Raw genomic sequence first — 9,556 nt, 5'->3', positions numbered from 1 at the left:
CCGCACACCGCGATTTCGGCGGGGCTCGTGGGCGCGGAGATGGGTCTAAGAGCCAGGGCCCGCCCATTTATGTTGATCACTCACTTGGCTTGATGCCGAGATTTCCAGTGATTGTTCCCCGGCTTCCTATGCGCCCGAGCATTATTGTGCTTGTGGGTGGGTGGGTTTTCTCGCCCATTTCAAGATCGTGCTGCGGTTTTGCTCGCCCCGCCGCGATCGCATCGCGGCGGGGCGGGATGGTTAGGAAATCCACTTGTCGTTGAGCCCCGGCTTTTGGGCTTCTGCGCAGGAAGTCGGTCTGGACGACTTCCTGCGCAGAAGTCGTCGGTCAGCCGCGTTGGAGGAGGCGGGTGGCGCCGGTGACGACGGTGGAGGCGAGGAGCCAGCCGACGACGACGAGGCCGGCGGCGATCCATTGGCTGGTGCCGCCGGGGTTCCAGGCGCCCTGGTTGAGGTCGACGATGGGCAGCAGCCGGTCGAGGGTGTAGAGCACCGCGTTCCAGTGCGGTTTCTCGTCGGCCTTGAGCGGGGCGGGTTCGTGGGTGGCGAACCAGACGCTGCCGAGGGCCCAGGCGAGGAGCAGCCACAGGCCGGCGCGGCCGGGGCGGTAGCCGTAACCGACGGTGACGTCCTGGACCAGGCCCCAGCCCCGGGCGGGCAGCGGCAGGGTCTCCCGGCGGCGGCGCTGCTTGGCGTACAGCACCTCGCGGGCGTCGTCGTCGGCGCCGTCGCGGCGCAGGGCGGCGGCGAGCTGCTCGTAGGACTCCGGCTGGAAGTCCACCGCGGAGCCCTCCAGCCAGGCGATCCGCTGTTGGACGGTGAACGCCGCGGCGGGGCGGAGGTTCTCGTAGACGAAGCCGGTCAGGCCCAGGTGCTTGCCGAGCGGCCAGGAGTCCGGGCGGTCGACCAGGTTGCCGACCCGGGCGCGGGAGAGCGAGACCGTGCCGGTGGGCCGGAAGGCGCAGGTGAAGCGCAGTTCGGGGGTGTGGATGCGGCGCAGCGACAGCTCGTCGTCACCCTCCAGGTGGAATTCGCCGGAGATCAGGCAGGCCGCGTCGAAGCGGGCGTCCGAGAGCCGCACCTGGCCGTAGGCGCGGAACGGGGTGCTGGGGGCGCCGGGCGCCGGGCTCTGGCCGTAGCCGGAGCCGTAGTAGCTGCGGGAGCCGAACCAGCCGCCGTCGGCGGAGCTGGTCAGGTAGAGGGTGTGGCCGACGTTGAGCCGGACGGCGTTGAGGCAGACGCGGTTCTGCGGGTCGGCGTGCAGCTGGGCGCCGCGGAGCGAGAGGCGGCCGCCGATCCGGGCCGTGCGGACGCTCAACTCGCCGTGGGTCTCCAGGCGTTCGGCTTCGAGGTCCTGGTGGACGGTCATCCCGTCGGCCGAGATCGCGCGGCCGTAGCGGTCGCCGCCGATGACGGCCTGGTTGAGCAGCAGGTCGGTGCCGATCTTGGCGTCGGTGAGCCGGATGCCCTCGGGTATCCGGCAGCGGGCCAGGTGGAGGTCGCCGGTGGTGGACAGCCGGGAGGCCTCGATCCTGGGGATCGCGCACTCGACCATCCGCAGGGTGGTGGCGGAGGCCTCCGAGATGAGGATCTTGTGGTCGAAGCGGCAGCCGCGCAGTTCGACGTACCGTTCCAGGTGGCCGCCGGCCAGGTTGAGCGAGCCGGTGACCTTCACCCCGCTCATCCGCAGCGAGGCGACCCGCCCGGCGGTGGGTTGCGGCCCGGCCAGCAGCAGGTGCGCGAGTACGTCGGCGCCGACCGTCCGCTCCGGCCCCCAGGGGCTGTCCCCGAAGGGGTCGTCGATGTCGTCCCGGCCACATCTGCGCTCGAAGACCTCGCCCTCGCGGAAGGCCTCCCAGAGTTCCCGTTCGGTGTCGGTCCAGCCCTCCGGGGCGCTCTCCGCCATGGTTTCCCCCGTCCCCCCGGTCGTCTCGCCTTTCGTATCACGGACTGAAATGTGGGACCACCCGTTCCGGCCACTCCTTACACTGGGTGGCGTGATCTCTCGAATCGACCTCCGCGGCTCGCTGGACGACCCGCGTGCCCTGCTGCCCCGTGCCGAGTTCGACGTGGCGGCCGCCCTGGAGAAGGTGCGGCCGATCGCCGAGGACGTACGCCATCGCGGGGTCGCGGCGCTGATCGAGATCACCGAGCGTTTCGACGGCGTCCGGCTGGAGTCCACCCGGGTGCCCGCCGAGCAGCTGGCCGAGGCCTTGGAGACGCTGGACCCGAAGGTGCGGGCCGCGCTGGAGGAGTCGATCCGCCGCGCCCGGGCCGTGCACGCCGACCAGCGCCGCACCGGGCACACCACCCAGGTGGTGCCGGGCGGCACGGTCACCCAGCGCTGGGTGCCGGTCGAGCGGGTCGGCCTGTACGTGCCGGGCGGGCTGGCGGTCTACCCGTCCTCCGTGGTGATGAACGTGGTGCCGGCCCAGGAGGCGGGCGTCCGGGGCATCGCGGTGACCTCTCCGCCGCAGAAGGAGTTCGGGGGCCGCGTCCACCCGACCATCCTGGCGGCCTGCGCGCTGCTCGGTGTGGACGAGGTCTACTCCGTCGGCGGCGCCCAGGCGGTCGCGATGTTTGCCCTGGGCACCGAGGAGTGCGCGCCGGTGAACATGGTCACCGGCCCGGGCAACATCTACGTCGCCGCCGCCAAGCGCTTCTTCGCCGGCCGGATCGGCATCGACTCCGAGGCCGGCCCGACCGAGATCGCCGTCCTCGCGGACGACAGCGCGCTGCCCAGTGACGTCGCCGCGGACCTGATCAGCCAGGCCGAGCACGGCCCCACCTCCGGCTCGGTGCTGGTCACCGACTCCCCGGAGCTGGCCGACGCGGTCGAGGTCGAGCTGGTCGCCCAGGTCGGCCGGACCAAGCACAGCGAGCGGGTCGCCGAGGCGCTCGGCGGCCGCCAGTCCGGCATCATCCTGGTCGACGACCTGGAGCAGGGCCTCGTCGTGGTCAACGCCTACGCGGCCGAGCACCTGGAGATCCAGACCCGCGACCCGCACGCGGTGGCGGCGAAGGTCGTCAACGCCGGCGCGATCTTCATCGGCCGCTGGACCCCGGTCTCGCTGGGCGACTACGCGGCCGGGTCCAACCACGTGCTGCCGACCGGCGGCTGCGCCTGCCACTCCTCCGGGCTGTCGGTGCAGACCTTCCTGCGCGGCGTCCAGGTCGTCGAGTACGACCGGCAGGCGCTGGCGGACGTCGCCGCGCACGTGGTCAACCTGGCGAACGCCGAGGACCTGCCCGGTCACGGTGACGCCGTCAAGGCTCGGTTCGATTGGACGGTTCCCGGCGCGTGACGAACATCGACGACCTGCCCATCCGGGACGAGCTGCGCGGCCAGTCCCCGTACGGCGCACCGCAGTTGGACGTCCCCGTCCAGCTGAACACCAACGAGAACCCGTACCCGCTGCCCGAGGAGCTGGTGGCCCGGATCGCCGAGCGCGTCGCCGAGGCCGCCCGCCACCTCAACCGCTACCCCGACCGGGACGCGGTCGAGCTGCGCGAGGGCCTCGCCGCGTACCTCACCCGCAGCACCGGCCTCCCGGTCGCCCGCGCGCAGGTGTGGGCCGCCAACGGCTCCAACGAGGTCCTCCAGCAGCTGCTGCAGACCTTCGGCGGCCCCGGCCGCACCGCGCTCGGCTTCGAGCCCTCCTACTCGATGCACGCGCTGATCTCCCGGGGCACCGGCACCGCCTGGATCTCCGGCCCCCGCAACGACGACTTCACCATCGACGTGGACGCCGCCCTCGCGGCGATCGCCGAGCACCGGCCGAACGTGGTGTTCATCTGCTCGCCGAACAACCCGACCGGCACGGCCGTCGCGGCGGAGACCGTCCTGCGGCTGTACGAGGCCGCGCAGGCCGCCCGGCCCAGCCTGGTGGTCGTGGACGAGGCGTACGTCGAGTTCTCGCACCGCGCCTCGCTGCTGCCGCTGATCGAGGGCCGTCCCAACCTGGTGGTCAGCCGCACCATGTCCAAGGCCTTCGGCGCCGCCGGGCTGCGCCTCGGCTACCTGGCCGCCGACCCGGCCGTGGTGGACGCCGTCCAGCTGGTCCGGCTGCCGTACCACCTGTCGGCCGTCACCCAGGCCACCGCGCTGGCCTGCCTGGAGCACACCGACACCCTGCTGGGGTACGTCGGCCGGCTCAAGGAGGAGCGCGACCGGCTGGTGGACGCGCTGCGCGCGACGGGTCTGGAGGTGACCGACTCGGACGCCAACTTCGTCCAGTTCGGCCGCTTCGCCGACACCCACGCCGTGTGGCGGGCCATCCTCGACCAGGGTGTCCTGGTCCGTGACAACGGGGTCCCCGGGTGGCTGCGCGTCACCGCCGGCACGCCCGCCGAGAACGACGCCTTCCTGGACGCCGTCCGTAGAGTGATCAAGGAGCTGTAACCCCTCATGTCCCGCATCGGACGCGTCGAGCGCACCACCAAGGAGACCTCCGTCCTGGTCGAGATAGACCTCGACGGAACCGGCAAGACCGACATCTCCACCGGCGTCGGCTTCTACGACCACATGCTCGACCAGCTCGGCCGCCACGGTCTGTTCGACCTCACCGTCAAGACCGACGGCGACCTGCACATCGACACCCACCACACCATCGAGGACACCGCCCTCGCGCTCGGCGCCGCCTTCAAGCAGGCGCTCGGCGACAAGGTCGGCATCTACCGCTTCGGCAACTGCACCGTGCCGCTGGACGAGTCGCTCGCCCAGGTCACCGTCGACCTCTCCGGCCGGCCCTACCTGGTGCACACCGAGCCCGCGGGCATGGCGCCGATGATCGGCGCCTACGACACCACGATGACCCGGCACATCCTGGAGTCCTTCGTGGCCCAGGCGCAGATCGCGCTGCACGTGCACGTCCCGTACGGGCGCAACGCGCACCACATCGTGGAGTGCCAGTTCAAGGCCCTGGCCCGGGCGCTGCGCTACGCCGCCGAGCGGGACCAGCGCGCGGCCGGCATCCTCCCCTCGACCAAGGGTGCGCTGTGAACAAGACCGCGACGATCCTCCTCTTCGTCGGCCTCTTCCTGGCGGGCGGGGTGATCTCCTTCTGGAAGCAGAAGCTGCCGAAGGGCGTCATCCTGGTGTTGGCCATCGGGGCCGTGATGTGCCTGGGCTCCGGCCTCATGCGCCTGTAACACCCGTAGCAGAGAGACTGGACACCTGAACATGGGCAAGAACGTCGTCGTCCTCGACTACGGCTCCGGCAACCTCCGCTCCGCGCAGCGCGCTCTGGAGCGGACCGGGGCGAACGTCACGGTCAGCTCCGACTACGACACCGCGATGGCCGCGGACGGCCTGCTCGTCCCCGGTGTGGGCGCCTTCGAGGCCTGCATGCGCGGCCTCAAGTCCGTCCGCGGCGACTGGATCATCGGCCGCCGGCTCGCCGGGGGCCGCCCGGTCATGGGCATCTGCGTGGGCATGCAGATCCTCTTCGAGAAGGGCGTCGAGCACGGCGTGGAGACGCCCGGCTGCGACGAGTGGCCCGGCACCGTCGAGCCGCTGGACGCCCCGGTCGTCCCGCACATGGGCTGGAACACCGTGGACGTGCCCGAGGGCAGCCGGATGTTCGCCGGCCTCGACCCGGAGACCCGCTTCTACTTCGTGCACTCCTACGGCGTGCGGCACTGGGAGCTGGAGACCCACAGCGCGCGGATCAACCCGCCGCTGGTCACCTGGGCCACGCACGGGCAGCCGTTCGTCGCCGCGATCGAGAACGGCCCGCTCTGGGCCACCCAGTTCCACCCCGAGAAGTCCGGCGACGCCGGCGCCGCCCTGCTGACCAACTGGGTCAACACCCTCTGAACGTCTGAGAGTTGCTACTGATGAGCCTTGAGCTGCTGCCCGCCGTCGACGTCCGCGACGGCCAGGCCGTCCGCCTGGTCAAGGGCGCCTCCGGCACCGAGACCTCCTTCGGCGAGCCGCTGGCCGCCGCCCTCGCCTGGCAGAACGCCGGCGCCGAGTGGCTCCACCTGGTCGACCTGGACGCCGCCTTCGGCACCGGCACCAACTACGAGCTGCTGCGCGAGGTCACCGGACAGCTGGACATCAAGGTCGAGCTGTCCGGCGGCATCCGCGACGACGAGTCGCTCGCCCGCGCCCTCGCCACCGGCTGCACCCGGGTCAACCTCGGCACCGCCGCCCTGGAGGCCCCCGAGTGGGTCGCCAAGGCCATCGCCGAGCACGGCGACAAGATCGCCGTCGGCCTGGACGTGGTCGGCACCACCCTGCGCGGCCGCGGCTGGACCCGCGACGGCGGCCAGCTCTTCGACGTCCTGGAGCGGCTGAACGCCGAGGGCTGCACCCGCTACGTCGTCACCGACGTCAACCGCGACGGCACCCTCACCGGCCCCAACCTCCAGCTGCTGCGCGACGTCTGCGGCGCCACCGACCGCCCCGTCGTCGCCTCCGGCGGCGTCTCCTCCCTCGACGACCTGCGCGCCATCGCCGGTCTCGTCGACCTGGGTGTCGAGGGCGCCATCGTGGGCAAGGCACTCTACGAGCAGAAGTTCACCCTCGAAGAGGCCCTGGAGGCGGTTTCCGGATGACGGAAGGTCGGATCGTACGCGGTCGGGTCACGGGATTCTCCCCCTGGGAGGAGGAGTTCGGCTACTCCCGGGCGGTCGCCGCGGGCGACCACGTGCACGTGGCCGGCACCACCGCCTGGGTGAACGGCCGGATCGAGCACGAGGGCGACCCGTACCGGCAGACCCTCGCCGCGTTCGGCGTCGGGCTCTCCGCCCTGGCCGCGTACGGTCTGACCGCGGACGACGTCATCCGCACCCGGATGTACATCACCCACGCCCGCGACGCCGAGGAGGTGGGCCGCGCCCACCGCCGACTCTTCGACGCCGCACGCCCGGTGGCCACCATGGTGGTGGTCGACGGGCTGATCGACTCCCGGATGATGGTCGAGGTCGAACTCGACGCGTACCGCACCGGGCTGGCAATGACCCTGGAAGCCCTGGAAGGCAAGCAGCCGTGACCCTCGCCGTACGTGTCATCCCCTGCCTGGACGTGGACGCCGGGCGGGTGGTCAAGGGAGTCAACTTCCAGAACCTGCGCGACGCCGGCGACCCGGTCGAGATGGCCAAGCTCTACGACGCCGAAGGCGCCGACGAGCTGACCTTCCTCGACATCACCGCCTCCTCCGGCGACCGCGAGACCACCTACGACGTGGTGCGCCGCACCGCCGAGCAGGTGTTCATCCCGCTCACCGTCGGCGGCGGCATCCGGGCCGTCGAGGACGTGAACCAGCTGCTGCGGGCCGGCGCCGACAAGGTCGGGGTCAACACCGCGGCCATCGCCCGGCCCGAACTGGTCCGCGAGATCGCCCGGCGCTTCGGGCGGCAGGTGCTGGTGCTGTCGGTCGACGCCCGGCGCTGCGGCGAGGGCGTGGAGACCGCCTCGGGCTACGAGGTCACCACCCACGGCGGGCGCCGGGGCACCGGCCTGGACGCCGTCGAATGGGCCGGCCGGGCGGCCGAGCTGGGCGCGGGCGAGATCCTGCTCAACTCGATGGACGCCGACGGCACCAAGGACGGCTACGACCTGGAGATGATCCGCGCCGTGCGCAAGGCCGTCTCCGTGCCGGTCATCGCCTCCGGCGGCGCCGGCAGGCTCGCCGACTTCGCCCCGGCCGTCGAGGCCGGCGCGGACGCCGTCCTCGCGGCCAGCGTCTTCCACTTCGGGGACCTGCGGATCGGCGAGGTCAAGAACGCGCTGCGGGAGGCCGGGCACCCCGTCCGGTGACGTGATCCGTCGTGCGTGAGGGCCCGCTGCTCCTGCTGAGCAGCGGGCCCTCACGCGTGGTCGCGACTCGCGTGGTCACGACTCGCGGGGCTCGCCCTTGATCAGCGCGAACGGGGCACCGTTCGGGTCCGCCAGCCAGGCGATCCGGCCGACGTTCTCCACGTCCGAGGCCGGCATCAGCACCGAGCCGCCCGCCGCCGTCGCCTTGGTGACCAGCGCGTCCACGTCGTTGGCGGCGAAGTACGGCGTCCAGGCGGAGGGCTGCTCCGGCTGCATGGTCGGGGCGATGCCGCCGAAGCTCGTCTGCTGCTGGTCGCCCTCGGCGGTGGAGATCACCCGGTAGTTCATCCCCGGGGACGGCTCGAAGTTCTCCACCCGCCAGCCGAACAGCCCGTGGTAGAAGGAGAATCCGCCGTCCTGGTCCCGGGTGTGCAGCTCCGACCAGACCAGCGTGTTGTCCTCGGACACGGCGTCCAGCCCGACCGTGTTCCCGGACTGCCAGACCGCGAACTCGGCGCCCTGCGGATCGGTCAGCGCCGCGAACCGCCCCTCCTGCATGACGTCCATCGGCGGGACCCGGACCGTGGCACCGGACTGCTCGGCCGCCTTGACGGTCGCGTCCACGTCGGCGGTGCGGAAGTACGTCGTCCAGGCGGACCGCGCGCCGCCGTCGAGGTGGCCGAGGGCGCCGACCGTCCTGCCGTCCAGCTGGAGGAAGCCGTAGCCGCCCGTCTCCGGGACCTCCTGGAAGGTCCAGCCGAAGACCCTGCCGTAGAACGCCGCGGTGGCCGGGATGTCCGGGCTGCCCAGGTCGATCCAGCAGGGCGAGCCGAGGGGGAAGTCGGTGGTGAGCATGAGGTGGGGCCCTTCGACGGAGAGTGACCGGGCTGCCCGGGGCGGACCCCGGCCACCTGCGAGTCTGCCCCCGGGCACTGACATCCGCAGCCGGGAGGAGGCTGGGCGGGGCCGCGCCGGGCAGGGTAGCCGGACGACCGGGTGCCCGGGGCCGGAACGGCGGCATCGCCCCGGAGCGCCCCGCCGCCGCCCTAGGCTCGTCCCACGCGGCCGCGACCCGGACGAACGGGCCGACGGCGCGACCGATCCGACGACCCGGCAAGGTGGTTCACCGGTGATGGAGCAGTACGCCGACGACGGCGAGGTGACCTACGAACAGGTGACGGTGGTCTCCCTCGCCGCCAGCGCCCCGGTCGGCCCGGCACGGACCGCCGTCCGGGTCGTCCGCGAGGCCATGACCGTCAAACGGATCGCGGGCTACTGGGTGCGCTGGGACGAGCGCCGGGCCGGCGAGGAACTCCGGCACCACGCGCGCTGGGTGCCCGAGGAGGAGTACGTCCGGCCGGGCACCGGCCGCCCGGACGGCACACTCTCCGTGACGGTGGCCGCCTACTGGGCGGACGCCCGCGGCGCCTTCCGCCACCGGCCCGGCACCGAGACCGCGGTGACCTTCCGCCCCGGCGAGGGCGCGCACGAGCTGGTGCTGGAGCAGCCCGCCCCGGCCGGCCCCTCCGCCCTCTCCGTGCAGCTCGCGGACGCCCGCTGGCTGGGCGCCGCCGACGGCGGGCCGATCCACTACGGCTTCTCGGGCGCCACCGAGGCCGCGACGGGCGGCGAGGGGGCGTGGCTGGTCCGGCACCCGGAGTACGGGACGGGCGGCGTGGGCGACCAGGGTTAGGGCCCGTCTTCGAACTCCCGTCTGCGGGCCGACGCCGGGGCACGCGCCTCGCCGCGTTGTCGTCGGTCGCCAATGCGCTGCATTGGGCTCCCTCCTCC

General features: G+C 72.3%; 11 protein-coding genes. 9 read left to right on the top strand and 2 right to left on the bottom strand.

Translation table 11 applies throughout. The annotated features are described in order from the left end of the window. Nucleotides 1-328: 328 nt before the first annotated feature. Entirely contained in the window at nt 329-1,906 is a 1,578-nt protein-coding gene (locus ACFWXO_RS43905) for an oxidoreductase (protein WP_375893325.1), read from the bottom strand. 91 nt (nt 1,907-1,997) lie between these two features. On the opposite strand from ACFWXO_RS43905, the gene hisD reads away from it, so the two are divergent. The 8 genes from hisD to hisF are packed head-to-tail and all read left to right on the top strand — an operon-like array spanning nt 1,998 to nt 7,765. Beyond that, nucleotides 1,998-3,305 carry a histidinol dehydrogenase gene (gene hisD / locus ACFWXO_RS43900; RefSeq protein WP_375893326.1) on the top strand — a complete coding sequence of 436 codons (1,308 nt, stop codon included), beginning with the start codon at nt 1,998-2,000 and terminating at the stop codon, nt 3,303-3,305. Then, complete coding sequence (locus tag ACFWXO_RS43895) at nt 3,302-4,402, top strand: histidinol-phosphate transaminase (RefSeq protein ID WP_380532516.1); 1,101 nt, start codon at nt 3,302-3,304, stop codon at nt 4,400-4,402. The genes hisD and ACFWXO_RS43895 overlap by 4 nt, the downstream gene beginning before the upstream one ends. Nucleotides 4,403-4,408: 6 nt before the next feature. Continuing rightward, a complete protein-coding gene (hisB, locus tag ACFWXO_RS43890; RefSeq protein ID WP_375893330.1) occupies nt 4,409-5,002 on the top strand; it encodes an imidazoleglycerol-phosphate dehydratase HisB in 594 nt (197 codons plus the stop codon). Beyond that, nucleotides 4,999-5,151 (top strand): hypothetical protein, encoded by a 153-nt coding sequence (locus ACFWXO_RS43885; protein WP_188302392.1) that lies wholly within the window; start codon nt 4,999-5,001, stop codon nt 5,149-5,151. The genes hisB and ACFWXO_RS43885 overlap by 4 nt, the downstream gene beginning before the upstream one ends. Before the next feature lie 31 nt (nt 5,152-5,182). Continuing rightward, the gene (hisH, locus tag ACFWXO_RS43880; protein ID WP_375893332.1) at nt 5,183-5,818 is read left to right on the top strand and encodes an imidazole glycerol phosphate synthase subunit HisH; all 636 of its coding nucleotides are present in this window, start codon (nt 5,183-5,185) and stop codon (nt 5,816-5,818) included. Between the two features lie 17 nt (nt 5,819-5,835). Then, on the top strand, nt 5,836-6,561 hold the full coding sequence (gene priA / locus ACFWXO_RS43875; protein WP_375893442.1) for a bifunctional 1-(5-phosphoribosyl)-5-((5-phosphoribosylamino)methylideneamino)imidazole-4-carboxamide isomerase/phosphoribosylanthranilate isomerase PriA: 726 nt from the start codon (nt 5,836-5,838) through the stop codon (nt 6,559-6,561). Beyond that, the gene (locus ACFWXO_RS43870) at nt 6,558-6,998 is read left to right on the top strand and encodes a RidA family protein (protein ID WP_375893334.1); all 441 of its coding nucleotides are present in this window, start codon (nt 6,558-6,560) and stop codon (nt 6,996-6,998) included. The genes priA and ACFWXO_RS43870 overlap by 4 nt, the downstream gene beginning before the upstream one ends. Next, nucleotides 6,995-7,765, top strand: coding sequence for an imidazole glycerol phosphate synthase subunit HisF (gene hisF / locus ACFWXO_RS43865; protein WP_380532512.1), 771 nt, complete (start codon nt 6,995-6,997; stop codon nt 7,763-7,765). Before ACFWXO_RS43870 ends, hisF begins: the two co-directional genes overlap by 4 nt. A 75-nt stretch (nt 7,766-7,840) precedes the next feature. Here hisF and ACFWXO_RS43860 read toward each other — a convergent pair whose 3' ends face one another. Further along, nucleotides 7,841-8,620, bottom strand: a complete 780-nt coding sequence (locus ACFWXO_RS43860; RefSeq protein WP_380532510.1) for a VOC family protein — start codon at nt 8,618-8,620, stop codon at nt 7,841-7,843. A 274-nt stretch (nt 8,621-8,894) separates the two neighbouring features. Between ACFWXO_RS43860 and ACFWXO_RS43855 the strand changes: the two genes are divergently transcribed. Further along, a complete protein-coding gene (locus tag ACFWXO_RS43855; RefSeq protein ID WP_380532507.1) occupies nt 8,895-9,458 on the top strand; it encodes a hypothetical protein in 564 nt (187 codons plus the stop codon). Nucleotides 9,459-9,556: the final 98 nt, after the last annotated feature.

This window comes from Kitasatospora sp. NPDC059088, assembly GCF_042738155.1.
Lineage (GTDB): Bacteria > Actinomycetota > Actinomycetes > Streptomycetales > Streptomycetaceae > Kitasatospora.
This window is presented reverse-complemented; position numbering and strand designations above follow the sequence as displayed.